Source organism: Sphingomonas panacis, from assembly GCF_001717955.1.
Lineage (GTDB): Bacteria > Pseudomonadota > Alphaproteobacteria > Sphingomonadales > Sphingomonadaceae > Sphingomonas > Sphingomonas panacis.
In genome coordinates this window covers 3,088,950-3,113,673 of record NZ_CP014168.1, presented here as the reverse complement: position 1 = coordinate 3,113,673, position 24,724 = coordinate 3,088,950, and the positions used below count along the sequence as shown (strand labels likewise).

Here is a 24,724-nt window from a genome sequence, read left to right as displayed (position 1 = left end):
ATCGCCGGAGATCAAACATCCGTTGGTATGGACCTCGGATCGGACTTGGCGCGCGCGGACACGGTCGTTATAGGCGAACGCCTGCCCGTATAGCTCAGTTGGTAGAGCGCCACCCTTGTAAAGTGGATGTCCGGGGTTCGATTCCTCGTGCGGGCAGGGTTTACCGGTCGAACGACGCGCTTCGATCAGGAACCCGACGCGATTTCAGGGCGTTGTCTGCTGCTGTAGCAGCGACGATCGCCGGAGGACGCGTTTCATGGAAGAAGACGAGACCGTTCATTACGATGGCGCCGAAGGTGGCTGGGGTTCGGTGCGCGGCATCGTCGAGACGGCCTTGCGCGAGCGCGCGCGGCCAGCGGCGCTCGATACGCTCAGGCGGCAGAACAAGGCCGGCGGGTTCATGTGCGTGTCCTGCGCGTGGGGCAAACCCAAGGAGCCTCACACCTTCGAGTTCTGCGAAAACGGCGCCAAGGCGACGCTTTGGGAACTGACCAGCCGGCGCTGCACGCCCGAGTTCTTCGCGGCGCATACCGTGTCGGAACTCAAAACCTGGGCCGATTACGATCTCGAACAGACTGGCAGGCTGACCCATCCGCTTCGCTACGATCCGGCGACAGACAAATACGTTCCGTGCGGTTGGGACGAGGCGTTCGCCGCGATCGGCGCCGAATTGAAAGCGATCGATCCCGGCGCCGCCGTTTTCTACGCGTCGGGCCGGGCCAGCCTCGAAACGAGCTATCTCTACGCCCTGTTCGCGCGGCTGTACGGCCACAACAACCTGCCCGACAGCTCCAACATGTGCCACGAAACCACCTCGGTCGCGTTGAAGGACGTGACGGGGTCGCCGGTCGGTACGTGCGTGCTCGCCGATTTCGAACTGTGCGACGCGATCTTCTTCTTCGGGCAGAATCCGGGCACCAACTCCCCGCGTCTGCTTCATCCGTTGCAGGAAGCGGTCAAGCGCGGCTGCAAGATCGTCACCTTCAACCCGATCCGGGAGAAGGGACTGGAGGTCTTCAAGAACCCGCAAAGCCCCAAGGAGATGCTCACCCCCGCCGAGACCAAGATCTCGACGCTCTATCTGCAAGTCAAGACCGGCGGCGACATCGCCGCGATCACCGGCATGATGAAGCACGTGCTCGCGAAGGAGGCCGAGCTGTGGGCGACCGAGAAGCGCCACGTCCTCGACGTCGATTTCATCGCGCAGCATACCGATGGCTCCGATGCGGTGAAGGCGCATGTCGAGGCGACCGACTGGTCCGAGATCGAAGCGGAAAGCGGCCTCGCCCGCGCCGATATCGAGGCGGCGGCCGACATCTACATCGGCGCCAAGCGCTCGATCGCGATGTACGGCATGGGGCTGACCCAGCACGTCCACGGCAGCGACAACATCAAGCTGCTTGTCAATCTGTTCCTGATGAAGGGCAATATCGGCCGCGACGGAACCGGCGTCTCGCCGGTGCGGGGGCACTCCAACGTGCAGGGCCAGCGCACTGTCGGCATCACCGAGAAGCCCGAACTGGTGCCGCTCGACAAGCTCGCCGAGCAATATGGCTTCGAGCCGCCGCGCGAGAAGGGCCTGACCACCGTCGATGCGTGCGCCAAGATCCTCTCTGGCGAGGTGAAGGCGTTCGTCGGCCTAGGCGGCAACTTCGTGCGCGCGATCCCCGAGCGCGAGATGATGGAGACGGCCTGGATCAAGCTGCGGCTGACCGTCCAGATCGCGACCAAGCTCAACCGCAGCCACCTCATCAACGGCGAGGTAGCGTACCTTCTCCCCTGCCTCGGGCGATCAGAGGAAGACCTTCAGGCGAGCGGACCGCAGGCGGTGACGATGGAGGACAGCCTCTCCTGCATCCACGGCTCGCTCGGCAAGGCCAAACCGACTTCGCCCGAGCTGAAGTCCGAACTGGCGATCATCGCCGGCATCGCCAAGGCGACGCTACCGCCTAACCCCAAGGTGCCGTGGGATGCGTGGCTCGGCGATTATGCCAAGGTGCGCGATGCGATCGAGGAGACCTATCCCGAACAATTCCACGACTTCAACCAGCGGGTGTTCACCCCGGGCGGGTTCTATCGCGGCAATTCGGCGCGCGAACGGGTGTGGAAAACCAAGAGCGGCAAGGCCGAGTTCACCGTGCCGAAAAAGCTCAATTCGTGGGGAATCGGCGACAAGGCGGGCCGCTGGCGGCTGATGACGTTGCGATCGAACGACCAGTTCAACACCACAATCTACGGCTACTCGGACCGGCTGCGCGGCATCGAGGGCACGCGCGACGTGCTGCTGATGAACCCGGACGATATCGCGGCAGCGGGGTTGGTCGAAGGGCAGATCGTCGGGCTGGCGAGCGATGCGGACGATGGTGTCGATCGGCAGGTCGGCGGGCTGAAGGTCACCCGGTTCCTGCTGCCGCGCGGATGTCTGGGTGCCTATTATCCCGAGATGAATCCGCTGGTGCCGCTATCCTGGCATGACGAGGAATCGAAGACACCGGCTGGCAAGAGCGTTCCGGTTCGGATCGTGACCTAAATTGATCAGACGGCCTGCCCCGATCATCGGGCAGGCCGTCCCTGTTGCTATCCGCAGAGCGCGCTCACGACCTTGCCGGCCGGATCGATGGCGAGCGTGATGCGCTCGACCCGGAAATCTTGCGTCACCATATCGCCCGGTGCGATTCGCCGGATCTTGCTTGCACCGGTGCGCTGCTTCACCTCAGCGTCATCCGGTGCGGCGTGGCCCACCAGCTTCGCCGCCGCTTCGGGCTGGCATTGCTGGGGCGCGGTTGTGGCGTCATGTGCCCCCGGCGCGGCTGGATCGGCGTCATGTACGGTCGGCACGCATGCCGTGATCAGCGCGGAGGCGGTTACGAGCGTGAAAGCCGTGCTTTTCATCCTCGTGAAACTCCCGGTCTGGTGGTCTGGCGCATCCAGTCTTCGATGCCGAGCCGTTGCGGCACCGCGCGCAGCACGACATCGAGATCACGCCCCGCGCCCTCACGGCAACCGCCGCGATGCGTCGCGACCGTCTGCTGGCCCGCCGCGCCCGTCCAGGTGATCGTATAGGTCGCCATGTCCGTTATTGAGACGGTGCAGGGCACTGCGGTCGTACTGCCATCGGCGGGCCGGAACGGCGCGAGATCGGCCGCCAGCGCGCGATAGACATCCGGCGCGGCGCGGCGCTCGCGCGTGCCGAGCACCGCGGTATGGCGCTCTCCCGTGAAGACAACCGCGCCATCGGCTGCGACCCTGACGTCATAGACCGGGCAGAAACCGAAGCACGGCCCCACCGAGATCGCGATCGACGTCGGCGCGCCGGCGGCGGGCGCAGGCGCAACACCGGGCGCGGCGGTCGCGCAGGCGCCAAGCGCCGCTAGCGCGCCGCATGCCGCCGCGAGCTTCACCGTCTTCACTTCGCCGCGCCCCGGACGCCAGCCGGCAGCATATAGGCCGGGCAATAGCGATAGGTTGTGCCCGGCCCGCGCGTCTGGATCGTGAAGGTCAAAGCGTCCTGAACGGTAACGGTCTGGCGCTCGCTGACGCGCGGCGCGGGTCCGGCACCGGCATCGACGCACGACTGGCTGACCGAATAGCGATCTCCCTTGCGCGCGAGCACGCGCACGCGGCAGGCGCGCGAGTGCGCGTCACTGATGCCGCGCCCATCATATTGGCGGATCGCCGCATTCGGCGCTGACTCGCAGGTGACGCCCTTCTGGACGTAGATCCCGGGCTTGAGGCGGTACACCCCGCCGGGCTTGGGCGAGCGATCCACGCTCGCCACGGCAGGCGCGCCGCCTGCGATAACCGCGAGCGTCAGGCTCGAAAGCAGTCCGATTCGAAGCAGCATGTCATTCTCCCGGTAGGTTCCGATCGGCTGTATCGTGCCGAATCTGAACGTAGACGGAGCCGATCGCCCGATCCCTTGAACGCTGCGTCAGCCGATGCCGAGCGTGTCGAGCCGCTTGCGCAAGGTGTTGCGGTTGATGCCGAGCGCGCGTGCGGCACGAAGCTGGTTGTTACCGTGCCGCTCCAGCAGCGCCTCGATCAGCGGGCGCTCGACCTCACCGATGATGCGATCGTACAACGAACCGTCATCAAGCGCCGCCGGCTCCTCGATCGCCAGCCGCTCGAGCCGTGCGCGGATCGCCGCTGCGATGCCGGGATCGACCTCCGCCGGCGGATTGGCCGAATAGGAACCGCCGAGCAGCACGCGAACCTCGCCCGCGCCGATCATGTCGTCGCGGCTGAGCACGGCCATGCGGCGCATCATATTTTCCAATTCGCGCACGTTGCCGGGCCAGTCGTGGCTTTCCAGCACCGCGATCGCCTGCGGGTCGAGCTGCTTGCGCGGCAGTCCGCTCTCGGCAGCGCGGTCGAGGAAATGGCGCGCGAGCAAGGCGATGTCCTGCCGTCGCGCGCGCAGGGCCGGCAGCGTCACCGGGACGACGTTGAGCCGGTAGAACAGATCCTCGCGGAACTGCCCGTTCGACACCAGAACGGCGAGATCGCGATTGGTCGCCGCGACGATGCGGACGTCGGCGCGGATCGTGCGGGCGCCGCCAACGGTGGTGAACTCGCCCGATTGCAGCACGCGCAGCAGCCGGGTCTGCGCCTCCATCGGCATGTCGCCGATCTCGTCGAGAAAGAGCGTGCCTCCCGCCGCTTGCTCGAACCGCCCGGCCGAGCGGGCCTGCGCGCCGGTGAACGCGCCGCGTTCATGCCCGAACAATTCCGCCTCGATCAGCTCGCGCGGGATCGCCGCCATGTTGATCGCGACGAACGGCGAACGGCGGCGCGGCCCGAGATCATGGATCGCGCGCGCGACCAGCTCCTTGCCCGTCCCCGATTCGCCCGAAATCAACACGGTAAGGTCGTTCGACACGACACGCGCGATCACGCGGTACACGTCCTGCATCGCCGGCGAACGGCCGATCAGCGGCAACGCGCGGTCTTCCTCGCCGATCGGCTCGGCGACGCCGCCCGAACCCCGCGCCAGCGCGCTTTGCACGGCAGCGGCGAGCGTATCGAGGTCGAACGGCTTGGGCAGATAATCGAACGCACCGACCTCGGTCGAGCGAACCGCCGTGGTCAGCGTGTTCTGCGCCGACAGGACGATCACGGGGAGACCGGGGTGTTCGGCGACCAGCCGCGCGACCATGTCGAGGCCGTTGCCGTCGGGCAGCACGACATCGGTGATGAGCACGTCGGGCAGCCCCGCCGCGAGCCGCATCTCGGCCTCGGCGAGCGTCGCGGCGGTGGTCAGGCGATGGCCGTCGCGTTGCAGCGCCTGCACGATCACGGTGCGGATCGCGCCGTCGTCATCGACGACGAGGATGTTGCCGGCTCTGGTCACGCTGAACCTCTGGGAAGCAGGATACGAAATACGGTGCTGAGCGGCGAGCCTTCGCGCGCATATTGGACGATGCCGCCCATATCGCGCACCAGCTTATCGACCAGCGAAAGGCCAAGCCCCTGCCCCTCGGGCTTGCCCGACACGAACGGATCGAACAGGTGATCCGCGATCTCCTCGGGCGCGCCGGGGCCGTTGTCGATGACGCACACTTCGATCGGCAGCGGCCGGCGGGGGCGGCCCGGCGACGGGCTTACCGCCATGCCGTGCCGATACGCGGTGGAGAGCAGGATGCGCGGGTTGGCGACGGTGGTGAGCGCCTCGCAGCCGTTCTTGAGCAGGTTGAGCACGACTTGCAGCAACGCGTCTGGATCGACCAGTACCGGCGGCAGCGATGGATCGAACCGTTCCTCGATCGTCACGTTGCGGCCGAACCCGGCCAGCGCGACCCGCCGCGCGTGGTCGAGCAGCGGGTAGATGTTCGAAGGCTGAAGGTTGAGCGGACGTGTGTCGGTGAAATCCTGCATCCGGTCGATCAGCGCGGCGATGCGATCGACTTCGGTGGTGATGAGCGTCGTGAGAGTCGTGTCTGTCTTCGGCCCGGCGAGCAGTTGTGCCGCGCCGCGAATGCCCGATAGCGGATTCTTGATCTCATGCGCGAGCATCGCCGCCGCGCCGATCGCCGCGCGCGCCGCCGAAGCGCGATCGACCGAATGCCCCATTCGCCGCGAGGCGGCGGCGTGGTGCAATGTCACGGTTCGCCAGCCGGGCCGGTCGGCGACGCGCGCCTCGATGTAATCGACCCGGACGCGCATGCCGCCGCGCCGCAGTTCGATCTCGGTATCGAACGCCGCGAACAGCCGCTCGTCGCGGTCGCTCGGCGCGCGCGGTGGGACGATCACCGAATCGAGCGTCTGCCCGCGCATCGCGCGTTCGGACAGGTTGAGAAGCGTCTCGCACTCGGCATTGGCGTAGGTGATGCGGCCGTCAGGATCGAGCACCATCACCGCCACCGGCAGAGTCGCGAACAGCTCGGCGAAGCCCGGCCCCGCCGCACCCTCGGTCATGCGGTCACGCCGCCGCGCGGCTGCGCCACGGCGCGTAGAACTCGGCGAGCATCGCCTTGACCTGATTCGCATCGGCGATCTGGTTGGTCTTGTTGCGGAACTCGGCCGAACCATGCAGTCCGCGCGTGTACCAGCCGATATGCTTGCGCATCATGTTGACGCCGGTTTCATTGCCGTAATGCTCGAGCATCGCCTCGTAATGTGCTGCGATGAGGCAATATTGTTCGTCAAGTGTCGGATCGGGAACGCGCCGGCCGGAGCGGAACCACTCCATCACCTGACCGAGCAGCCACGGCCGACCATAGGAACCCCGTCCGATCATCACGCCGTCCGCGCCCGATTGCTCCAACGCCGACTCGGCCTCCTCGATCGAGCAGATGTCGCCATTCGCGATCACCGGCACGCTCACCGCCTCCTTCACGCGGCGGATGAAGCCCCAGTCGGCATTGCCCTTGTACATCTGGTTGCGGGTACGGCCGTGGACGGTGATCATCTTCACGCCGAGATCCTCGGCGATGCGCGCGAGCTCGGGCGCGTTGAGGCTCGAATGGTCCCAGCCCATCCGCATCTTGAGCGTGACCGGCACGCTCACAGCATCGGCCACGCCCTTGATGATCGCAGCGGCGGTGACGAGATCGCGCATCAGCGCCGATCCCGCATCGCCATTGGTCACCTTGCGCACCGGGCAGCCCATGTTGATGTCAATGATCGCGGCGCCACGATCTTCGGAGAGCTTCGCCGCCTCGCCCATCTCATAGGGTGTGCAGCCGACGAGCTGCATAGAAACCGGGTCTTCGATCGGGTGCCACGCCGCTTTCTGGAGCGACTGGCGGGTCTCGCGGATCGCCGCCTGACTCGCCACCATCTCGGTGACATTGAGGCCAGAGCCGTACCGGCGCACGATCGTGCGGAACGGCATGTCCGAGACGCCGGTCATCGGCGCCAGGATGATCGGCTGGTCGATCGTCACGGGGCCGATCTGGATGGGAGCGAGGGTGCGCGGGGTCACGGTTGGTCTGCCTGAAAAACAGGCAGCCTATAGGCGAGAGCGCCGCGTGCGGCAAGGCTGGCGGGCGGGTGCGGCATGGGCTAGGCGCTGCGACCATGTCGTCCACTCGTACCGTCGCGATCATCGTTGCCGCCGGCCAGGGCCTGCGCAGCGGCAGCGCGCTTCCCAAACAATTCGCCGCGCTCGCCGGCAAGCCGATGCTCGCGCACAGCCACGCCGCGCTCGCTGCACATCCCGATATCGACAGCGTGTTGGTGGTGATCGGCGCCGGGCAGGAGACGATGCTCGCGGAAGCGCTCGGCGATGTGCCCTTCGTCATTGGCGGCGCGACTCGGCGTGAGTCGGTGCTGAGCGGCCTCGAAGCCTTGGCCGCCGATGCGCCCGACCGCGTGCTGATCCACGATGCCGCCCGCCCCTTCCTGTCGGCGACGGTGATCGACCGACTGATCGCCGCCCTCGATGCCGAGCTCGGTGCGTTCCCCGCCTTGCCCGTCGCCGACACGCTGGTGCGCGACGACGGCACGCCCGTCCCGCGCGACGGACTCCACCGCGTCCAGACCCCGCAAGCGTTCCGTTTCGCCGAGGTGCTCGCTGCGCACCGCACCTGGCCCGAGGACGCCGAAGCGACCGACGACGCGCAGATGGTCGCGCGGTCGGGCCACACAGTCTCCATCGTCCAGGGCGACCCGATGCTCGAAAAGATCACCCACCCCGCCGATTTCTCCGCCGCCGAGGCGCGCCACGCCGCGACGTTGCGGGTGCGGACCGCCTCCGGCTACGATGTCCACCGGCTCGTCGAAGGCGAGGAATTGTGGCTCGGTGGGCTGCTGATCCCCCACGACAAGGGGCTATCGGGGCACAGCGATGCCGATGTCGCGCTCCACGCCATTACCGACGCTTTGCTCGGCACGATCGCCGACGGCGATATCGGCATGCACTTCCCGCCGAGCGACCCGCAGTGGCGCGGCGCCAATTCGGCGCAATTCCTCCAGCACGCCGCCTCGCTGATCGCGGCACAGGGCGGCATCATCGACTTCATCGATCTCACCATCATCTGCGAGGCGCCCAAAATCGGCCCGCACCGCGCCGGTATGCGCGCGCGCATCGCCGAACTGTTGCGGCTTGAGCCGGGGCAGATCAGCGTCAAGGCAACCACCACCGAGCGGCTTGGGTTCACCGGACGCGGCGAAGGCATCGCCGCACAGGCCATCGCAACGATCAGGATTGGCACGCAATGAAAGCACTCCAAAAGCTGGCATTCGCCGCCGCGGCATGCGCGCTCACCGGCCAGGCGGCGGCGGAGCCGCTCCGCGCGCGCGCGTGCCTAACCGCGCCCGAGGCCGAGTCGCTGCTCATCACCGTCATTCCCGATGCGCTCGAAGAGGTTAGCCACACCTGTGCCAACCAGCTTCCCGCCGGCGCGCTGCTGCGCAGCCCCAGCCGCGCGTTCGGCGACAGTTACCGCACGCTCGCCGATGCCAATTGGCCCAACACGCGCCGCGCACTCGCCAAGATCCTGCCGCCCGATGCCGCGCCGATGCTCGACAACGATCTTGCCCGGCTGATGCTGATCTCGCTCGCGGGGCCGATCGTCGCGCAGCAGGTCACGCCAGCCGATTGCGGGCCGGCCAATCGCTTCCTTACGATGATCGCGCCGCTGCCGCCCAAGAACGCGGTCGCGGCGATCGTGGCGGCGATGCAAATTGCCGCGACCGATCGCAAGAACGGCACCAAGCCCGCCGCCATCCCCGTCTGTTCGTTCGGAGCGCAGTGACCATGCTCACCATCTTGCCCGAAGACCTTGTCGCCGCCGCGCGGAAGGTGGTCGATGCCAATCTCGCCGCCGGCCGCACCGTCTGCGTCGCCGAGAGTTGCACCGGCGGCCTCGTCTCTGCCGCGATCACCGAAATTCCGGGGTCGTCGGAGATGTTCGAGCGCGGCTACATCACCTATTCGAACGACGCCAAGGTCGATACGCTCAATGTCAGCCCCGACGTGATCGACACGTTCGGCGCTGTCTCGATCGCGACGGCGTGGAGCATGGCGCAGGGCGCGCTTGAGGCGAGCGGTGCCGACGTCGCGATCGCCATCACCGGGGTTGCCGGGCCAGGCGGCGGCACCGAGAAGAAGCCGGTCGGTACGGTCGTATTCGCCCGCGCCGAGCGCGGTGCCGATCCGCAGCACGTCGTCGCCGATCGCAAGGACTTTGGCGAGATCGGGCGCGGCGGCATCCGCCTTCAGGCGGCGTTGTGCGCGCTCGAATTGCTGATGCCGTCGGCGGCCGAGCCCGACGGCGAACCGTAAAGCGCCGCGGCGCGCTCCTCGAATGCGCCAATCATCTTGCGTAGCGCGACACCGAACACCTGCCCGGCGAGCATCTCGAACACGCGGTTCTTGAACGCGAAATCGACCGTAAAATCGACCGCGCAGCCGGTGCCCTCCGGCCGGAACACCCAGTCGTTGCGCAGATATTTGAGCGGCCCATCGAGATAGTCGACATGCACCCGCTCTGGCCGCTGCTTTTCGACCTTCGACGTGAAGGTCTCACGCAGCCCCTTGAAGCCGACGATCATGTCGGCGACCATCTGGGTTTCGCTGTTCGATCGAATGCGGATCGCCGACACCCACGGCAGGAACTCGGGATAGCGCGCCACGTCGGCGACCAGATCGAACATCTGTTCGGGCGTGTACGGCAGATGGCGGGTCTCGTGGTGCTTAGGCATCGCGCGTCGCCCAGTCCATATCCGTCACAGGGCCAAATAGCGTCACCCCAGCGCAAGCTGGGGTCTGCCCGTGATGGCGGGGGCCTTTACCGCGAGAGACCCCAGTTCGCGCTGGGGTGACGTATGTGGCGTGCAGGTTCACACCCGCACCGTCGCCAGCTTAGCCTCCCGCGCAGCGCGAAGCCGCGCGAAATCATCGCCCGCGTGGTAGCTCGAGCGGGTCAGCGGCGAGGACGCCACGAGCAGAAAGCCCTTGGCGCGCGCGATCGCCGCATAAGCGTCGAACGCCTTGGGCGTGACGAAATCGAGCACCTTGGCATGGCGCGGCGTCGGCTGGAGATATTGCCCCATCGTCAGAAAATCGATGTCGGCGGAGCGCATGTCGTCCATCACCTGATGGACTTCGAGCCGCTCCTCACCCAGCCCGAGCATCACGCCCGACTTGGTGAAGATTGAAGGGTCGTGGCGCTTGACGCTTTCGAGCAGCCGCAGCGACGCATAGTAACGCGCACCGGGCCGAATCGTCGGGTACAGCCGGGGGACCGTTTCGAGATTGTGGTTGTACACGTCGGGCCGCGCCGTGACGATCGACTCGATCGCGGCCTGCGCCTTGTTGCGGAAGTCGGGCGTGAGGATCTCGATCGTCGTCGTGGGCGTGGTGCGGCGCAGCGCCTCGATCACCTTGACGAATTGCGACGCACCGCCATCGGGCAGATCGTCGCGATCGACCGAGGTGATGACGATATGCTCAAGCCCCAGCTCGGCGGCGGCATCGGCGGTGTGCTGCGGCTCCAGCGCATCGACCGCGCGTGGCATGCCGGTCTTGACGTTGCAGAACGCGCAGGCGCGGGTGCAGGTGTCGCCGAGGATCATCACCGTCGCGTGCTTCTTGGTCCAGCATTCGCCGATGTTGGGGCAGGCCGCTTCTTCGCAGACGGTGTTGAGGCCGAGCCGGCGCATAAGCCCCTTGGTCTCGTTGAACACCGCGCCCATCGGCGCTTTCACGCGAATCCAGTCGGGCTTGCGCTGGCGGCCCTCGGGTTGGGCGGCGGGGTGAGCGATCGGAGTAATCTCGTTCATGGCTCGCAAATAGCCATCCGCACCGCTTACCACAACTGCCGCGCGGATCATCATGGTTGCGCTTGTCGTATGCGGCGCTTTGCCCCTAGGAACCCCGCTATACCCGAAACGACGGAGAGCAGTATGAGCGGATTCGCGGACCTCATCGAAGGCTATCAGCGCTTTCGCGTGGTCGACTGGACTCGCCAGCGTGATCGCTGGGCCGAATTGCGCGAGGGCCAGGCGCCGCGCGTGATGGTGATCGCCTGTTCCGACAGCCGGGTCGATCCCGCGCAGGTGTTCGATACCTCGCCCGGCGAGATCTTCGTGGTCCGCAACGTCGCCAATCTGGTGCCGCCGTTCGAACTCGACGGATCGCGCCACGGCGTCTCGGCCGCGCTCGAATTCGCGGTCACCCAGCTCAACGTCACCGACATCGTGGTGATGGGGCATGGCTCGTGCGGCGGCGTCAAGGCGTCGCTGACTCATGCCTTCGACGGCGCAGCCCCCGGCGAGGGCGGTTTCATCGCGCACTGGGTCGACATGCTCGACACCGCGCGCGACGGCATCGTCGCCGAACACGGCACCGGCCCCGAGGCGGCACGGGCGCTCGAACTGGAAACGGTGCGCGTCAGCATCGCCAACCTGCGTACCTTCCCGTTCATTCCCGAGCGCGAGGCGGCGGGCACGCTCACGCTGCGCGGCGCCTATTTCGCGATCGCCGACGGCGTGTTGCACGTGATGGGCGAAGACGGCGCCTTCACGCCGGCCTGACCCGCTCAGGCCGGGTCGCTCGCCGCCGGCACGCTGATGTGGCGCGGTTTGCCGGCGTCCTGCGCTACATCGGGCGCGAATGCCCCGCGATGCACGCGAATGCCGGCGACCCCGCTGTCGGCCACAGGCGTTAGCGCCGGCGCTACCGGGGCCGGCGCCGCGTCCTGGGGGGCGCTGCGGTGGATCGTCACCGATCCGACCACCTGGATGCCGCCATCGACGGCGCTGGACGCCACAACATTGCTTTCATCGCTCGCTGCGAGGATCGGACTGATCCGTACCGGCACGGTCTCGTTCCCCGAATAGCTCTGCCGGAAGGCGAGCGCATTCTCCATCGCGCCGCGCCAGCGGTAGAAGATATGCGCCCCGATCGCCGCGACCTGCTTCATGCTGGTCGCCCACCACGGCGACACGTAATTGGCGTGGTAGAAGGTCGCAGACCCCACCGGCGCATAGACCAGTCCCGCCAGCGCGCCCGTCGCCACCGCCCGCGCTCGCGCCCAGGCGGCGGGCTGGATCGGATGATTCATCGATCCGTCGCAGGTGAAGCTGAACTGGCAGCCGGTCGATCGCGTCGATCCCTGGTAGACGACCCCGCAGATGCTGCTGGGAAACGCCGGATCGCGCACCCGGTTGAGCACGACCTGCGCGACCGCGCGCTCGCCCTCGTCCGATTCGGAGCGCGCCTCATAATAGACCGCCGCCGTCAGGCAATCGATCGCCCGAGCGGCATCGTCGGGCGTCTGCGCGCGCGCGAGGAAGGCGGGCGCCGCGTCAAACTCCGACTCGGTCGCGGCAGCCGCTTCGCGCAGCGCCGTGCGTGTGAGATCCATCGGCACTTTCAGATCGAGCTGCCTGAGCAAATCGGGCGCGCGCACGATCGGCGGGATGTCCATCACCACCTGCATCGGCGGCGTGCGCGTACACGATGTCATCAGCACCAGCGTCGGCAGCACGAGCAGCAAAAATCTGAGCATGACAATCCGACGCGGTGGCAACTCGCGTTCGAATAGCCGCCAAGCCTTAGCTTTGGATTAAGGACGCCGTCTCACAGCCCCAGCGCCGCGCGCGCGACCTTCTCGACCTCGGGGTCGAGCTGCGGCGGGGTCATGTCGACGCCAGCTTCCAGCGCGTCCGCGATCAACGTCAGCGCGGTGATCCGCGCCACCTTCTTGTCATTGCCATCGACGACATGCCACGGTGCCCACCGCGTATCGGTGCGGCGAAACATGTCGTGCATCGCGTCGAGATATTCGTTGCGCTTGGCGCGGTTGCGATAATCCTCCAGCCCGGTCTTCCAGCGTTTCCATGGATGATCGAGCCGTCCCGCCAGGCGCTTGTCCTGGGTCTTCTGACTGACATGGATGAACATCTTGACGATCGTCGTGCCTGAATCGACCTGCTGCGCCTCGAACTCGTTGATCTCGTCGTAGCCGCGCTTCCACGCCTTCTCGCTGGCGAAATTCTCGACCCGTTCGACGAGGACGCGACCGTACCAACTGCGATCGAACACTGCGATGTCGCCGTTCGCGGGCAACCGCTGCCAGAACCGCCAGAGGAAATGCCGGTCGCGTTCCTCCTCGGTCGGCGCCTTGATCGGCCAGACCTCGAAGTTGCGCGGGTCCCATTCGCTGGTCAGCCGCTGGATGATGCCGCCCTTGCCCGCCGCGTCCCAGCCCTCGAACAGCACGATCGCGCGTTTGCCGTGGACGATGTGCGCGACCTGAACGTGCGCGAGCCGCTTCTGCAGCTTGGTGATCGCGGCATCATAATCGCCGTCATATTCGGCACCGGATTCATAGTCGGACAGGGAGATCGTCATCCCCTACCCTAACCGGTCATGCCGAGCGAAGTCGAGGCACGTGCGCCCCGCCTCGCTCGACAATGACGACGCTTATTTCGCGCCGGGACCGTCCACCGTCTTGATGTGGAGTTCCTTCAGCTGCTTCGGGGTGGCGAAGTTCGGCGCGCCCATCATGAGATCCTCCGCCTTCTGCGTCATCGGGAAAGTGATGACCTCGCGGATGTTGGGCTCGTCGGCGAGCAGCATGACGATCCGGTCGACACCCGGCGCCGACCCGCCGTGCGGCGGAGCGCCGCACTTGAACGCGTTGATCATGCCCGCGAAGTTGGTGTCGACATCGGCCTGCGTATAGCCGGCGATCTCGAACGCCTTGTACATGATCTCGGGCTTGTGGTTGCGGATCGCGCCCGACGACAGCTCCACGCCGTTGCAGACGATGTCGTATTGATAGGCGAGGATATCGAGCGGGTTCATCGTCTCCAGCGCGTCCATCTCGCCCTGCGGCATCGAGAACGGGTTGTGGCTGAAATCGACCTTCTTGGCGTCCTCGTCATATTCAAACATCGGGAAATCGACGATCCAGCAGAATTCGAAACGCTTGTCGTCGATCAGGCCGAGCTGTTCGGCGACGCGCGTGCGCGCGAGGCCGGCGAGCTTGGCGGCCTGCGCTTCCTTGCCCGCCGCGAAGAACATCCCGTCGTCAGGGCCGAGGCCGAGCGCGTTGGCCATCGCCGTCATCTTCGCCTCGCCGTGGTTCTTGGCGATCGGCCCGCCCCATTCGCCACCCTTGCGCGTCGCATAGCCGAGGCCCGCGAACCCTTCGCCCTGCGCCCAGCTATTCATGTCGTCGAAGAACTTGCGGCTCTTGTCGGCGGTGCCCGGCGCGGGGATCGCGCGCACCACGTCACCGCCCTCGACGATCGACGCGAACCGGCCGAAGCCCGATCCGACGAACTGCTCGGACACGTCCGAGATCAGGATCGGGTTGCGCAGGTCGGGCTTGTCGTTGCCGTATTTCAGCATCGATTCGCGGTACGGGATTCGCTTGAACGGCAGCGGGCTGACGGTGCGGCCCTTGCCCTGCCAATCGGCGAACTGCTCGAACACGCCGTGCAGCACCGGCTCGATCGCGGCGAACACGTCGTCCTGGGTGACGAAGCTCATCTCGAAATCGAGCTGGTAGAATTCGCCCGGTGAGCGATCAGCGCGGGCATCCTCGTCGCGGAAGCACGGCGCGATCTGGAAATAGCGGTCGAACCCGGCCACCATCAGCAACTGCTTGAACATCTGCGGCGCCTGCGGGAGCGCGTAAAATTTGCCCGGATGCACGCGGCTCGGCACCAGATAATCGCGCGCGCCCTCGGGGCTGCTCGCGGTCAGGATCGGCGTCTGGAATTCGGTGAAGCCCTGCCCGATCATGCGCTGGCGCAGCGACGAGATCACCTGCGAACGCAGCAGGATGTTCGCGTGGAGCCGCTCGCGCCGCAGATCGAGGAAACGATAGCGCAGGCGGATATCCTCGGGATATTCGTTCTCGCTCGCCACCGGCATCGGCAGGTCATGCGCGGCTGACTGCACCACGGCGGAGGTGGCCCGCACTTCGATCGCGCCGGTCGGCAGGTTCGGGTTCACCGCCTCGCCGGCGCGCGCCACCACAGTGCCGGTGATCGTCACCACGCTCTCGCTGCGAAGGCTTTCGATCACGTCGAACACCGGGCCGCTCACGTCGGTGACGATCTGGGTGATGCCATAATGGTCGCGCAGATCGACAAAGACGAGATCACCGTGATCGCGCTTCTTATGGACCCAGCCCGACAGGCGGACTTCCTGGCCGACCTGTTCGGCGCGGAGTTCGGCGCAAGTGTGCGTGCGATAGGCGTGCATGGTTCTCGTCTTTCAATCGTCACCCGCCCCGCTCGTCACCCCAGCGCAAGCTGGGGTCTCCCGCGGGGAGGGCACTCACTATCGCCGAAATACCCCAGCTTGCGCTCGGGTGACGGCATTGGATGGTCCGCGCACTCCCTTTCCGACACGCCTTTGTCAAGGCGCGCATCCCTCGCTAAAGGGTCAAGATGCATATCCATCCGCTCATTACCGACAGCGCCACGCTCGCCAATCTCTGCACCCGCCTCGCCGAAGCCGATTTCGTCTGCGTCGATACCGAGTTCATGCGCGAGAACACCTTTTGGCCCGAACTGTGCCTGATCCAGATCGCCGACGAGAACGAGGCGGCGGCGATCGATCCGATGGCGCCCGGCCTCGACATGCAGCCGCTGCTCGACCTGATGGTCAACAACCCGGACGTGCTCAAGGTCTTCCACGCCGGCGGGCAGGATCTCGAAATCGTCTATAACCTTACCGGCAAGACGCCCTATCCGCTGTTCGACACGCAGGTCGCCGCAATGGCGCTGGGGCAAGGCGAACAGATCGGCTATTCGAACCTCGTCGATGCTTATCTCGGCATCAGCGTCGACAAGGGCGCGCGCTTTACCGACTGGAGCCGCCGTCCGCTCGACGCGCGCCAGATCGAATATGCGATCGGCGACGTGACTCACCTCGCCAAGATCTTCCCCAAGATGCTCGCACGGCTTCGCAAAACCGGGCGCGGCGCGTGGCTCGATCAGGAGATGGAGCGAATCGGCGACCCCGCCAACTACGCCAACGATCCCGAAGAAGCGTGGCGCCGCATCCGCGTGCCCAGCCGCAAGGCCGATATCCTCGGCCGCCTCAAGGCGCTGGCGCGCTGGCGCGAACTGGAGGCGCAGGGCAAAAACCTCCCGCGCGGCCGAATCGTCAAGGATGAGACGATCGCCGACATCGCCGGCCACCCGCCGCGCAAACAGGCCGACCTCGCCAAGGTTCGCGGCCTCTCCCCGACCTGGGCGACCAACGACATCGGCGGCCGCATGATGGTCGCACTGGAACATGCCGAGCCGATGCCCGCCGAGGAGATGCCCGCGCGCGACGATCGCAAGCCCGGTCTGGGTAAGGACGGCGCTTTGGTGGCGGACCTGCTCAAGCTGCTTCTAAAAATCCGCTCACGCGACATCGACGTGGCGGCACGGCTGCTCGCGCGCGGCGATGATCTCGATGCGCTCGCAGCGGGCCAGCGTGAGGGGCTGTCGATTTTGGAGGGGTGGCGCTTCGAACAATTCGGCCGCGATGCGCTCGATCTGGTCGAGGGGCGGCTGGCGTTCGCGGTGGTGGGCGGCAAGCTCAAGATGACTCGCGCGGAAACGGTGGAGTGAGCCGGGCGATGCGGCGTTTGATCCGGTCGAGCGAATGCTGTCTCGCTCCGTCGGCTTAACGCTGGCGTAGTTAACGCTGCCTTAAACACCCGTTCGTGCTGAGCTTGTCGAAGCACGTGCCAAGTAACGCAGCGTCTGGGGGCATGTGCTTCGACAAGTTCAGCACGAACGGAGTAAAAAACAAGAGGGCGGCCCCGGTCTGCACCGGGGCCGCCCTTTTCATTTACGCCGCGACCGGAGCCGAGGCGAGCCAGGTGAGCCACAGCTTGGCGATGTCCGCGTTTGGTGCGGTCGTCACCTTGGTCAGCGTGGCGCGCGCGCCTTCCTTATCGCCACCGAGCGCCTGCGCGATGCCGAGGTGGAGGTTGAGGCGGTCGTTGTCGTTCACGCCCTTGGTGGCAGCCAGCTTGTACAGTTCGGCGGCCTTGGCGTAGTTGCGCTCGCCGAGATAGGCGTCGCCCGCCTGCGAGGCGAGATCGCCCTTCGGCGCGGCAGCGGCCGCCTTTTCCTGCGCGGCGAGCGGCTTGTCCGACGCGATCGATTCACTGGCCTGCTTGGCCATGTCGGTCGCGGTGGCGTTGCCGGCCGGGATCACCTTCGAATCGAAGCCTTCCTTGATGACCGTCTTGGCTTCGGTCGGCAGTCCGGTCTTGTTCGCGGCATCGGCGTAATCGATGTACTCCTTCGCGCCGGCGAGCGAATTGGTGACCCGCATCAGGCGGTACAGATCGATCCGGTTGCGATCGGTCAGCTTCGCCGCACCCGGGCCGGAAAAGCCGAAGGTGTAAATCGCGGTGCGCCAATTCTCCTTGGTGCCGTAATTCGCCAGCCACGCCTGCGTCCAAGTGTTGGTCTGCTCCGGGAGATTGGCCTTGATCGCATGCGACACGGCATATTTGTACCATGCCTCGGGCGCCTTGCGACCGGCGGCCTGCTCGGCCTTGACCGCAGTGTCGAGCTCGGCGACGCCACCGGCCACGTCACCCGCCTCGACCTTCGCGCGCGCAAGGTTGAGCGGAAGATCGGCATTCTGGTAGCCGAGGTCACGCGCGCTCGCCATCAACTGCGCCGCTTTGGCATAGTCCTTCTGGTTGTAGGCGAGGTTGCCGCGGATATAGGTGAACTGCGCCTTTTCCGCCTTCGGCGTGATCGGATTGGCGATCAGCGTTTCGAGCGGCTGGGCCAGCACGACGTCGTTGCGCTGCGCCTCGGGCAAGGCGTTCATCTCGCCACTCGCCACCTGGAGGCGGAACTTGGCGATGATGTAGCTGTCGGACGCGTTCTTCGCAAGCCCGTCGGCCTCGGTCAGCTTCGCCTTGGCCGTCGCATAATCCGGCGGCGTCGCGGCGAGCGCGGTCTGGATCGCGCCGAGTGCCGGACGCGCCTCGTTCGACAGGTTCTTTGGGTTGAAGCCGTCGGCAGGCGCCGCTTCGGCCGGCTTTTCCTTCTTCGCGTTCGCCGGCAGCGCGATCACGGTGCCACCTAGGCCGAGCATCAGCGCCCCGGCAATCGCAATCCTCGAAACACCCTGCATCATGAAGTTCTCCTACGTCGGCGCTGGCCGATCACCGCGCCGCTCTACCGATCCGTTTCGCCGCGTTCAAGCGACGCGGCGTGTGCCGGCTTCTGGCCGGCGCGGACTGAACAACGGTTGAACCCGGATGCGGCTCCCTTTGACGCTTTGATGCGCGGCCGCTACCCGCCCGCCATGATTGCTTTGCTCTCGCCCGCCAAAACGCTCGATTACGAGCGGCCGATTCCCGATGTGATGCCAACCAAACCGCGCTTCGTCGAGGAAGCCGATACACTCGCTGCCGCAGCAGCGCGGCTCGGCCAAAAGAAGCTCGCCGAGTTGATGCACATCTCGCCCAAGCTCGCCAAGCTCAATGCCGACCGCTTCGCCGGTTTCGCCGACGCTCCCGAACGTCCGGCGCTGTTCGCCTTTGCCGGCGACGTCTACACCGGGTTCGAGGCGGCGACACTCGACGAACCGGCGATCGCGTTCGCGCAGGATCATGTCCGCATGCTATCGGGGCTATATGGGCTGCTCCGCCCGCTCGATGCGATGCGCCCCTATCGACTCGAAATGGGCACGCGCTGGGCACCGCGCCGCAAAAGCCTGACCGATTGGTGGGGCGACCGAATCGCGGCCGCCGTGCGCGACGATGTCGCCGCGGAAGGGTCTGGCGTCGTCCTCAACCTCGCCAGCCAGGAATATTTCGCCGCCGTCGCCGGCCGGCTGGAAGGCGTGCGCGTGATCGACGTCGATTTTCGCGAACCCGGCCCGGACGGCCCACGCTTCGTCAGCTTCAACGCCAAGCGCGCGCGCGGCATGATGGCGCGCTGGCTGTGCGAACATCGCATCACGGAGGTGGCGGCAATGCAGGGCTTCGACAGCGACGGCTACCGCTTCGACGCGGACGAGAGCGATGACGATCGCTGGCGGTTCACCCGCGCATGAGCAGCGCGGTCGTCATCGGCGCATCGGGCGGGATCGGCGCGGCATTCGTCCGTGCGCTGGAGGACGAAGGCACGTTCGGCACCGTCCACGCCTTCGCGCGCAGCTTCTCGGGCGCCGGCCATCTCGATCTGGAGGACGAGGCCAGCATCGCCGCCGCTGCCGCGATCGTCGCCAAGGGCCCGGCACCGACGCTGATCCTGGTCGCGACCGGCCTGCTCCACGAAGGCGAGCGTGGCCCGGAGAAAGCGATCGCCGATCTCGACCCGGTATGGCTCGCACGCAATTTCGCGATCAACGCGATCGGCCCGGCGATCGTCGCCAAGCACTTCCTGCCGTTGATGCCGCGTGATGGCCGCTGCGTGTTCGGCGTTCTGTCCGCGCGGGTCGGCAGCATCGCCGACAACCGGCTCGGCGGCTGGTACGGCTACCGCGCTTCCAAGGCGGCACTCAACATGCTGGTGCGCACGCTGGCGATCGAGGAGAAACGCCGCAACGGCCGCTCGATCGTGGTGGCGCTGCACCCCGGCACCGTCGACACCCCGTTGTCGCGCCCGTTCCAGGGCAATGTCGCGCCAGGACAGTTGTTCGAGGCCGATCGCGCCGCGTTGCAACTCCTCGACGTGATCGACGGACTCAAGGCACCCGATTCGGGCAAGCTGTTCGCGTGGGACGGCGCCGAAGTCTCTCCATGACGGAGATGTCATGTGGGCTTCATTATGGCTCGCAGGCGATGGGTCCAGACCCAATCGCGGGGCGCGCCGCGTCCTGACCCGAGGAGAGCCATCATGAAAACCCTGACGCCGCTGTTCGCTATTGCCGCGCTGGTCAGCGCCCAGACCGCCACTGCCGCCCCCGCCGCCAAGCCGACTCCGGCTGCTGCGAAGCCAGCGCCCGTGGCCAAGGTGAAAACCGTCAAGGCGAGCGCGACCACCGGCCGGATGGTCACGACCAAGACCTCGACCGGAAAGACCATCACCTACGATTGCTCGAAGGCCGGCAACGCCAGCAAGAAAGCCTGCAAGTAAGACTGTCCGCCTGCGGCCCTACCGTTCTCCCGCCAACGCGGGAGAACTTCGGGTCGTTTTGCCGCGCGGCTGCGGCGCCGCCTAGCGACCGGATTTCCCCGCGCGGGCGTGCGTGCGCGTGACATGGCCGGCGCGCTCGGCTAGGGTGACCGTCACCCAAACGAAACAAACCCGAAAGATTTGACGCTTTGACCGACGAGACGCTGCTCGCCGACCCTTCGGATATTTCCCCGATCTCGATCGTCGAGGAAATGAAGACCTCGTACCTCGATTACGCGATGAGCGTGATCGTGTCGCGCGCCCTGCCCGACGTGCGCGACGGCCTGAAGCCCGTCCACCGCCGCATCCTCTATTCGGCGCAGGAAAGCGGCTTCCACTACAACCGGCCCTATCGCAAATCGGCGCGCATCGTCGGTGACGTGATCGGTAAATACCATCCGCACGGCGACAGCTCGATCTACGAAGCGCTGGCGCGCATGACCCAGGACTGGGCGATGCGGCTGCCGCTGATCGACGGCCAGGGCAATTTCGGCTCGATGGACCCTGATCCGCCCGCCGCGATGCGCTACACCGAGGCGCGCCTCGCCAAGTCGGCGAGCTTCCTCATGCAGGATCTCGACAAGGATACCGTCGATTTCGTGCCGAACTACGACGGCTCGGAAAGCGAGCCGTCGGTGCTGCCCGCGCGCTTCCCGAATCTGCTCGTCAACGGCGCCGGCGGCATCGCTGTCGGCATGGCGACCAACATCCCGCCGCACAATCTCGGCGAGGTCATCACCGCCTGCCTCGCCTATATGGACGATGGCGCGATCACGACCGAGCAGTTGATGGAAATCGTGCCGGGGCCGGACTTCCCGACCGGCGCGATCATCCTCGGCCGCGCCGGCTGCCGTTCAGCCTATGAAGGCGGACGCGGGTCGATCATCGTGCGCTCGCGCTACGTGGTCGAGGAAGGCCGCGGCGACCGGCGCTCGATCGTACTGACCGAGATCCCGTTCCAACAGGGCAAGAACGCCCTCGTCGAGAAGATCGCCGAAGCCGCCAAGGACAAGCGGATCGAAGGCGTGAGCGACATTCGCGACGAATCGAACCGCCATGGCGTGCGCATCGTCATCGAACTCAAGCGCGACGCGACCGCAGATGTCGTGCTCAACCAACTCTGGCGGCACACGCCCGCACAAGGCTCGTTCCCGGCCAATATGCTCGCGATTCGCGGCGGTCGCCCCGAACTGCTCAACCTGCGCGACTTCATCCAGGCGTTCATCCAGTTCCGCGAGCAGGTCATCACCCGCCGCTCGAAGTTCGAACTGGCCAAGGCACGCGACCGCGCGCACATCTTGCTCGGCCTCGTCATCGCGGTCACCAACCTCGACGAGGTCGTGAAGATCATCCGGGGTTCGGCGTCACCCGCCGAGGCGCGCGCCAGACTGCTCGCGCGCGAATGGCCGATCGAGGAGATCGCGCCCTATCTGAAGCTGGTCGAGGCGTTCGACGTCGAAGCGACCGGCGACAGCTACCGCCTCTCCGAAATCCAGGTCCGCGCGATCCTCGATCTGCGCCTGCACCGCCTCACCGCGCTCGGCCGCGACGAGATCGGCGACGAACTCAAGGGTCTCGCCGATTCGATCGCCGAACTGCTCGAAATCCTCGGCAACCGCGCGCGTCTGTACGAGGTAATGCGCGAGGAGCTGATCGCGGTGCGCGCCGAATTCGCCACGCCGCGTCGCACGGAGATCGCCGCCGCCGCCGACGGCATCGATGACGAAGACCTGATCGAGCGTGAGGACATGGTCGTTACCGTGACGATGCAGGGCTATATCAAGCGCACCACGCTCGATACGTTCCGCGCGCAGGCGCGGGGCGGCAAGGGCCGTGCCGGCATGGCGACCAAGGACGAGGACGTCGTCACCAACCTGTTCGTCACCTCGACGCACACGCCGGTCCTGTTCTTCTCGACGGCGGGCAAGGTCTATCGCCTCAAGGTGTGGAAGCTGCCCGAAGGCGGCGCCGCCACGCGTGGACGCCCGATGATCAACCTGTTGCCGCTGGCCGAGGGCGAAACGATCTCGACCGTGCTGCCACTTCCCGAGGACGAGGACGAATGGGGCAAGCTCCACGTCATGTTCGCGACCGCGCGCGGCACCGTGCGGCGCAACTCGATGGACGCGTTCACCAACGTGCCGACCGCGGGCAAGATCGCGATGCGGTTCGAGGATGAATCGAACGACCGCCTGATCGGCGTCGCGCTGCTGAGCGAGCAGGACGACGTGCTGCTCGCCACCCGTCAGGGCAAAGCGATCCGCTTCGCCGGCGATGACGTGCGCGAGTTCCAGAGCCGCACTTCGACCGGCGTGCGCGGCATGACGCTGAAGGGCGACGACGAGGTGATCTCGCTGTCGATCCTGCACCGCGTCGGCGCGACGCCCGATGAGCGTGAGACCTACCTCCGTTTCGCCCCGTGGAAGGGCGAGAAGGACGGCGAGCCGGACATGGAACAGGCCCGGTTCGAGGAACTCGTCGCGCGCGAGCAGTTCATCCTAACGGTCTGCGCCAATGGCTACGGCAAGCTGTCGAGCGCCTATGATTATCGTCGCACCGGGCGTGGCGGTCAGGGCATCACCAACATCGACAATATCGGTCGCAACGGGCCGGTCGTGGCGAGCTTCCCCGCCTCGAAGGGGCATCAGTTGATGCTCGTTACCGATCAGGCCAAGCTGATCCGCATGTCGCTCGGCTCGCTGCGCGTCATCAGCCGCAATTCGGCCGGCGTTCGGTTGTTCGATGTCGGCAAGAACGAGCATGTCGTTTCGGCCGCCCGAGTCGAGGAAACCGAAGGCGAGGCCGAGGCCGACGTGCGCGATCCGCTCGCGCCGCTCGAAGTCGCGCCTGACGACGGCGCCAACACCGCCGACGATTCGGCCGCCGGCCCGGAGAACGGCGAATGAGCGACCGGCCGACCACCGCCTACAAGGTGCTGACCGCCGAACAGATGGCGACGCTGGAACAGGGCAGCTTCGCCGGCGCGCCGATCGATCTCGCGGACGGCTATATCCACCTCTCCACCGCCGCACAGCTCACCGAGACCGTCGACAAGCATTTCGCCGGACAGAGTGACCTGCACGTCGCTGCGGTCGATCTCGGTGCGCTGGGCGATGCGGTGAAATGGGAAGAGTCGCGCGGCGGCCAGCTCTTCCCGCACCTTTACGGCGGCCCGTTGCTACTGGAGACGGTGATCGCCTACGGCCCGCTCACGCGAGCGGACGACGACAGCGTCGCGCTGCCCGTCGCGGGCTGACAGGTCGGCTAACCCGTCACCCAGCGTAATCGGGATCTTTGCGTCGGCCCTGCCTTGTTCTCCCGCGCACGCGGGAGTCCAGAGTCCCAAGAGCCGTAAAGCGTGGTTTTGCTTGGCCCTGGATTCCCGCTTTCGCGGGAAACACGATAAAGCTATCGAGGCTTACGCGAAAATCCCGCGCACGCTGTATTCTCCCGCCATTGCGGTGCGCACCTCGAACCCGCAGAAGATGCCAGCTCGCTCTGGCATGACGAAGTTGTCCTTGCCCTCGCCGATAGCACCTGTTATTTCTGAATTTACAGAAATTACGGACATGCCATGCTGACCGATCATCCTGACGCCAAGGCCTTCATCCTGCACTGGGGCGAAATGGGCACGCAGTGGGGCGTCAGCCGCTCGGTCGCGCAAGTGCATGCGCTTCTCTATCTCTCCGACCGTCCGATCGACGCCGAGGCGATCGTCGAGTCGCTCGGTCTCGCCCGGTCCAACGTCTCGACTGCGCTCAAAGAGTTGCAGGGCTACGGCATCGTCCGCCGAGTCCATGTCGAGGGCGACCGGCGTGACCATTTCGTCGCCGAGACCGATTTGTGGGAGATGCTGATGCGGATCGTGCAGGAGCGCAAGAAGCGCGAGATCGACCCCACCATCGCGCTGCTCGGCGACCTCGCCGAACGGCTCAAGGGCGATACGACCGCCCCCGCCCAAATCAGAGAGCGCGTCGTCCGGATGCATGAGTTCATCGGCACGCTCGGCACCTGGTATGAACAGGTGCGCGTGCTGCCAAAGCCGACGCTGGTCACGCTGATGAAGCTCGGCGGCAAGGTCGCGCGCTTCATTCCCGGTGGCAAAGCCAAGGACTGATGCTGCCGACCGCACGTAGATGTGCGCCTTACGATTTCTGAATTTACAGAT

The 24,724-nt window shown here is 66.1% G+C and carries 25 protein-coding genes and 1 tRNA gene; 13 read left to right on the top strand and 13 right to left on the bottom strand.

Translation table 11 applies throughout. From position 1 onward, the window contains the following. Positions 1 to 83 precede the first annotated feature (83 nt). Positions 84 to 156: transfer RNA gene (locus J0A91_RS14340), tRNA-Thr, on the top strand. 100 nt (positions 157 to 256) lie between these two features. Beyond that, positions 257 to 2,530, top strand: coding sequence for an FdhF/YdeP family oxidoreductase (locus J0A91_RS14335; RefSeq protein ID WP_069205479.1), 2,274 nt, complete (start codon positions 257 to 259; stop codon positions 2,528 to 2,530). A gap of 47 nt (positions 2,531 to 2,577) precedes the next feature. Here J0A91_RS14335 and J0A91_RS14330 read toward each other — a convergent pair whose 3' ends face one another. The 6 genes from J0A91_RS14330 to dusB all read right to left on the bottom strand — a co-directional run bounded on the left by J0A91_RS14330 (position 2,578) and on the right by dusB (position 7,423). Next, positions 2,578 to 2,892 carry an I78 family peptidase inhibitor gene (locus tag J0A91_RS14330; protein ID WP_069205478.1) on the bottom strand — a complete coding sequence of 105 codons (315 nt, stop codon included), beginning with the start codon at positions 2,890 to 2,892 and terminating at the stop codon, positions 2,578 to 2,580. Then, the gene (locus tag J0A91_RS14325) at positions 2,889 to 3,410 is read right to left on the bottom strand and encodes a DUF6438 domain-containing protein (RefSeq protein WP_069205477.1); all 522 of its coding nucleotides are present in this window, start codon (positions 3,408 to 3,410) and stop codon (positions 2,889 to 2,891) included. Before J0A91_RS14325 ends, J0A91_RS14330 begins: the two co-directional genes overlap by 4 nt. Continuing rightward, the gene (locus J0A91_RS14320; RefSeq protein WP_069205476.1) at positions 3,407 to 3,844 is read right to left on the bottom strand and encodes a hypothetical protein; all 438 of its coding nucleotides are present in this window, start codon (positions 3,842 to 3,844) and stop codon (positions 3,407 to 3,409) included. The genes J0A91_RS14325 and J0A91_RS14320 overlap by 4 nt, the downstream gene beginning before the upstream one ends. Before the next feature lie 87 nt (positions 3,845 to 3,931). Then, positions 3,932 to 5,350 carry a nitrogen regulation protein NR(I) gene (ntrC, locus tag J0A91_RS14315; RefSeq protein ID WP_069205475.1) on the bottom strand — a complete coding sequence of 473 codons (1,419 nt, stop codon included), beginning with the start codon at positions 5,348 to 5,350 and terminating at the stop codon, positions 3,932 to 3,934. Next, positions 5,347 to 6,414 carry a two-component system sensor histidine kinase NtrB gene (locus J0A91_RS14310; RefSeq protein WP_069205474.1) on the bottom strand — a complete coding sequence of 356 codons (1,068 nt, stop codon included), beginning with the start codon at positions 6,412 to 6,414 and terminating at the stop codon, positions 5,347 to 5,349. Before J0A91_RS14310 ends, ntrC begins: the two co-directional genes overlap by 4 nt. Before the next feature lie 4 nt (positions 6,415 to 6,418). After that, positions 6,419 to 7,423 (bottom strand): tRNA dihydrouridine synthase DusB, encoded by a 1,005-nt coding sequence (gene dusB, locus J0A91_RS14305; protein ID WP_069205473.1) that lies wholly within the window; start codon positions 7,421 to 7,423, stop codon positions 6,419 to 6,421. A gap of 95 nt (positions 7,424 to 7,518) precedes the next feature. Here dusB and J0A91_RS14300 point away from each other — a divergent pair, with 95 nt between their 5' ends. Genes J0A91_RS14300 through J0A91_RS14290 form a run of 3 tightly spaced genes read left to right on the top strand, consistent with a single transcriptional unit; the run spans position 7,519 to position 9,727 of the window. Next, entirely contained in the window at positions 7,519 to 8,661 is a 1,143-nt protein-coding gene (locus J0A91_RS14300) for a bifunctional 2-C-methyl-D-erythritol 4-phosphate cytidylyltransferase/2-C-methyl-D-erythritol 2,4-cyclodiphosphate synthase (protein WP_069205472.1), read from the top strand. Continuing rightward, entirely contained in the window at positions 8,658 to 9,197 is a 540-nt protein-coding gene (locus J0A91_RS14295; RefSeq protein ID WP_069205471.1) for a hypothetical protein, read from the top strand. The genes J0A91_RS14300 and J0A91_RS14295 overlap by 4 nt, the downstream gene beginning before the upstream one ends. Positions 9,198 to 9,199: 2 nt before the next feature. Beyond that, the gene (locus tag J0A91_RS14290; RefSeq protein WP_069205470.1) at positions 9,200 to 9,727 is read left to right on the top strand and encodes a CinA family protein; all 528 of its coding nucleotides are present in this window, start codon (positions 9,200 to 9,202) and stop codon (positions 9,725 to 9,727) included. Here the strand turns inward: J0A91_RS14290 and J0A91_RS14285 are convergent. After that, positions 9,661 to 10,146 (bottom strand): type II toxin-antitoxin system RatA family toxin, encoded by a 486-nt coding sequence (locus J0A91_RS14285; protein WP_069205469.1) that lies wholly within the window; start codon positions 10,144 to 10,146, stop codon positions 9,661 to 9,663. The two genes, J0A91_RS14290 and J0A91_RS14285, sit on opposite strands and share 67 nt — an antisense overlap. A gap of 138 nt (positions 10,147 to 10,284) precedes the next feature. Continuing rightward, positions 10,285 to 11,226 carry a lipoyl synthase gene (lipA, locus tag J0A91_RS14280; RefSeq protein ID WP_069207342.1) on the bottom strand — a complete coding sequence of 314 codons (942 nt, stop codon included), beginning with the start codon at positions 11,224 to 11,226 and terminating at the stop codon, positions 10,285 to 10,287. 123 nt (positions 11,227 to 11,349) lie between these two features. Here lipA and J0A91_RS14275 point away from each other — a divergent pair, with 123 nt between their 5' ends. Continuing rightward, complete coding sequence (locus tag J0A91_RS14275; RefSeq protein ID WP_069205468.1) at positions 11,350 to 11,979, top strand: carbonic anhydrase; 630 nt, start codon at positions 11,350 to 11,352, stop codon at positions 11,977 to 11,979. A 5-nt stretch (positions 11,980 to 11,984) separates the two neighbouring features. Here the strand turns inward: J0A91_RS14275 and J0A91_RS14270 are convergent, their stop codons facing one another. From J0A91_RS14270 to aspS, 3 genes are all read right to left on the bottom strand, one after another. Continuing rightward, positions 11,985 to 12,956 (bottom strand): cell wall hydrolase, encoded by a 972-nt coding sequence (locus tag J0A91_RS14270; protein ID WP_069205467.1) that lies wholly within the window; start codon positions 12,954 to 12,956, stop codon positions 11,985 to 11,987. 71 nt (positions 12,957 to 13,027) lie between these two features. Further along, positions 13,028 to 13,801, bottom strand: a complete 774-nt coding sequence (locus J0A91_RS14265) for a polyphosphate kinase 2 family protein (protein WP_069205466.1) — start codon at positions 13,799 to 13,801, stop codon at positions 13,028 to 13,030. Positions 13,802 to 13,873: 72 nt separating this feature from the next. Further along, a complete protein-coding gene (aspS, locus tag J0A91_RS14260; RefSeq protein ID WP_069205465.1) occupies positions 13,874 to 15,667 on the bottom strand; it encodes an aspartate--tRNA ligase in 1,794 nt (597 codons plus the stop codon). A gap of 188 nt (positions 15,668 to 15,855) precedes the next feature. Here aspS and rnd point away from each other — a divergent pair, with 188 nt between their 5' ends. Next, positions 15,856 to 17,031: a ribonuclease D gene (gene rnd / locus J0A91_RS14255; protein ID WP_069205464.1), complete on the top strand. Its 1,176-nt coding sequence runs from the start codon at positions 15,856 to 15,858 to the stop codon at positions 17,029 to 17,031. A 223-nt stretch (positions 17,032 to 17,254) separates the two neighbouring features. On the opposite strand, the gene J0A91_RS14250 is transcribed toward rnd, so the two are convergent. Further along, complete coding sequence (locus tag J0A91_RS14250; protein ID WP_240502023.1) at positions 17,255 to 18,568, bottom strand: tetratricopeptide repeat protein; 1,314 nt, start codon at positions 18,566 to 18,568, stop codon at positions 17,255 to 17,257. A gap of 171 nt (positions 18,569 to 18,739) precedes the next feature. On the opposite strand from J0A91_RS14250, the gene yaaA reads away from it, so the two are divergent. From yaaA to J0A91_RS14225, 5 genes are all read left to right on the top strand, one after another. Further along, on the top strand, positions 18,740 to 19,492 hold the full coding sequence (gene yaaA / locus J0A91_RS14245) for a peroxide stress protein YaaA (protein ID WP_069207340.1): 753 nt from the start codon (positions 18,740 to 18,742) through the stop codon (positions 19,490 to 19,492). Further along, entirely contained in the window at positions 19,489 to 20,184 is a 696-nt protein-coding gene (locus J0A91_RS14240; RefSeq protein WP_069205463.1) for an SDR family NAD(P)-dependent oxidoreductase, read from the top strand. The genes yaaA and J0A91_RS14240 overlap by 4 nt, the downstream gene beginning before the upstream one ends. A gap of 93 nt (positions 20,185 to 20,277) precedes the next feature. Next, the gene (locus tag J0A91_RS14235) at positions 20,278 to 20,517 is read left to right on the top strand and encodes a hypothetical protein (RefSeq protein WP_069205462.1); all 240 of its coding nucleotides are present in this window, start codon (positions 20,278 to 20,280) and stop codon (positions 20,515 to 20,517) included. A 188-nt stretch (positions 20,518 to 20,705) separates the two neighbouring features. Further along, entirely contained in the window at positions 20,706 to 23,462 is a 2,757-nt protein-coding gene (gyrA, locus tag J0A91_RS14230; protein WP_069205461.1) for a DNA gyrase subunit A, read from the top strand. After that, entirely contained in the window at positions 23,459 to 23,812 is a 354-nt protein-coding gene (locus tag J0A91_RS14225) for a DUF952 domain-containing protein (protein ID WP_069205460.1), read from the top strand. The genes gyrA and J0A91_RS14225 overlap by 4 nt, the downstream gene beginning before the upstream one ends. Positions 23,813 to 23,974: 162 nt before the next feature. Here the strand turns inward: J0A91_RS14225 and J0A91_RS14220 are convergent, their stop codons facing one another. After that, entirely contained in the window at positions 23,975 to 24,145 is a 171-nt protein-coding gene (locus J0A91_RS14220; protein ID WP_169833145.1) for a hypothetical protein, read from the bottom strand. On the opposite strand from J0A91_RS14220, the gene J0A91_RS14215 reads away from it, so the two are divergent. Beyond that, positions 24,131 to 24,673, top strand: a complete 543-nt coding sequence (locus J0A91_RS14215; RefSeq protein ID WP_069205459.1) for a GbsR/MarR family transcriptional regulator — start codon at positions 24,131 to 24,133, stop codon at positions 24,671 to 24,673. The two genes, J0A91_RS14220 and J0A91_RS14215, sit on opposite strands and share 15 nt — an antisense overlap. Positions 24,674 to 24,724 lie beyond the last annotated feature (51 nt).

Bases quoted from the DNA above. Each gene is read 5' to 3' on its own strand.
- J0A91_RS14320 (WP_069205476.1), bottom strand. From the start codon at position 3,844: ATGCTGCTTCGAATCGGACTGCTTTCGAGCCTGACGCTCGCGGTTATC.
- J0A91_RS14285 (WP_069205469.1), bottom strand. From the start codon at position 10,146: ATGCCTAAGCACCACGAGACCCGCCATCTGCCGTACACGCCCGAACAG.
- J0A91_RS14310 (WP_069205474.1), bottom strand. From the start codon at position 6,414: ATGACCGAGGGTGCGGCGGGGCCGGGCTTCGCCGAGCTGTTCGCGACT.
- J0A91_RS14235 (WP_069205462.1), top strand. From the start codon at position 20,278: ATGAAAACCCTGACGCCGCTGTTCGCTATTGCCGCGCTGGTCAGCGCC.
- J0A91_RS14330 (WP_069205478.1), bottom strand. From the start codon at position 2,892: ATGAAAAGCACGGCTTTCACGCTCGTAACCGCCTCCGCGCTGATCACG.
- rnd (WP_069205464.1), top strand. From the start codon at position 15,856: ATGCATATCCATCCGCTCATTACCGACAGCGCCACGCTCGCCAATCTC.
- J0A91_RS14335 (WP_069205479.1), top strand. From the start codon at position 257: ATGGAAGAAGACGAGACCGTTCATTACGATGGCGCCGAAGGTGGCTGG.
- J0A91_RS14240 (WP_069205463.1), top strand. From the start codon at position 19,489: ATGAGCAGCGCGGTCGTCATCGGCGCATCGGGCGGGATCGGCGCGGCA.
- J0A91_RS14265 (WP_069205466.1), bottom strand. From the start codon at position 13,801: ATGACGATCTCCCTGTCCGACTATGAATCCGGTGCCGAATATGACGGC.
- J0A91_RS14290 (WP_069205470.1), top strand. From the start codon at position 9,200: ATGCTCACCATCTTGCCCGAAGACCTTGTCGCCGCCGCGCGGAAGGTG.
- J0A91_RS14220 (WP_169833145.1), bottom strand. From the start codon at position 24,145: ATGATCGGTCAGCATGGCATGTCCGTAATTTCTGTAAATTCAGAAATA.
- J0A91_RS14295 (WP_069205471.1), top strand. From the start codon at position 8,658: ATGAAAGCACTCCAAAAGCTGGCATTCGCCGCCGCGGCATGCGCGCTC.
- J0A91_RS14300 (WP_069205472.1), top strand. From the start codon at position 7,519: ATGTCGTCCACTCGTACCGTCGCGATCATCGTTGCCGCCGGCCAGGGC.
- J0A91_RS14250 (WP_240502023.1), bottom strand. From the start codon at position 18,568: ATGATGCAGGGTGTTTCGAGGATTGCGATTGCCGGGGCGCTGATGCTC.
- lipA (WP_069207342.1), bottom strand. From the start codon at position 11,226: ATGAACGAGATTACTCCGATCGCTCACCCCGCCGCCCAACCCGAGGGC.
- J0A91_RS14215 (WP_069205459.1), top strand. From the start codon at position 24,131: ATGCTGACCGATCATCCTGACGCCAAGGCCTTCATCCTGCACTGGGGC.
- J0A91_RS14275 (WP_069205468.1), top strand. From the start codon at position 11,350: ATGAGCGGATTCGCGGACCTCATCGAAGGCTATCAGCGCTTTCGCGTG.
- J0A91_RS14270 (WP_069205467.1), bottom strand. From the start codon at position 12,956: ATGCTCAGATTTTTGCTGCTCGTGCTGCCGACGCTGGTGCTGATGACA.
- J0A91_RS14225 (WP_069205460.1), top strand. From the start codon at position 23,459: ATGAGCGACCGGCCGACCACCGCCTACAAGGTGCTGACCGCCGAACAG.
- aspS (WP_069205465.1), bottom strand. From the start codon at position 15,667: ATGCACGCCTATCGCACGCACACTTGCGCCGAACTCCGCGCCGAACAG.
- yaaA (WP_069207340.1), top strand. From the start codon at position 18,740: ATGATTGCTTTGCTCTCGCCCGCCAAAACGCTCGATTACGAGCGGCCG.